Raw genomic sequence first — 928 nt, forward strand, 5'->3', positions numbered from 1 at the left:
TACCCGATTGCGTGTTGAACGTGGCATTCGCGCCGCTGATCGTCAGCGCATTGCCCGCCTGAATAACCCCGGGGTTGGTATTACTGATCGCCAGTGCCGATGTCGCTGCATTAACAGACAAATCATGGGTGGCCAGCAGCTTACCGGTATTTGCAAGCGTACCGGTGACATTGAACCCCAGGTCTTCTTTGGACTGTAAAGTACCACTGTTACTGAGTGAGGAGAGTGTGAAATTACCGGATTGACCGGCGGTATCTGACGCAATGAAGGTACCGTCGTTAATGAGCGCTGTTGCGGTGACGGTGGTGCCTGTCGTGCCCTGAACCGTTGCACCGGCCTGATTGGTAAAACTGGCGGCTTTGGCAACAAGGCTACCATCAGCAATCAAGGTGCCACTGTTAAGAATATTCTCTGTGCTGCTATTGGCTTTATCCGCGATATCTACTGTCGTTTTGGCATGCAAAGTACCGCTGTTGTTAAGCGTTCCATCAACACGCGCCGTGACGCTGCCGGTATCAGCGGTAATGGTTCCCGCGTTATTCAGGCCATTACCGGCGGTCAGACTCAGATTTCCGTTAGTCGTCTGAATACCTTGACCTGTACCTGACGTGGTGCTGATGGTACCTGCGCTCGCCGCCAGGGTCATATCACCCGTCGAACGTACTGCGGCGTTCGCCAGTGTAAGGTCGTTCGTCGTACTCAGGTCTACTGTCGTTCCTGCATGGATCGTCGCCCCATTAGCCCCCACCGAAAGACTGTCAAACGTGCCGGATAAGGCGTTATCTGCACCCCATACACTGCCATCAATGCTCGCTTCTCCCGACACCACAAGTGTGTTATCTGCTCCGGCAAAACGGGCTTTATCTGTCGTAGAAACATCACTCAGGCTAGCCGCTGTGACATCAAGGTTGTTGGCGGCGTAGAGTTC

The 928-nt window shown here is 53.8% G+C and carries 1 protein-coding gene; it reads right to left on the reverse strand.

All coding sequences use genetic code 11. The features are described 5' to 3' along the window. A partial coding sequence (locus Nant_RS00030; RefSeq protein WP_156298812.1) for a hypothetical protein occupies positions 1-928 on the reverse strand: 928 nt, incomplete at both ends.

Origin of the sequence: Neptunomonas antarctica, assembly GCF_001305295.1 — a bacterium.
Classification (GTDB): domain Bacteria; phylum Pseudomonadota; class Gammaproteobacteria; order Pseudomonadales; family Balneatricaceae; genus Neptunomonas; species Neptunomonas antarctica.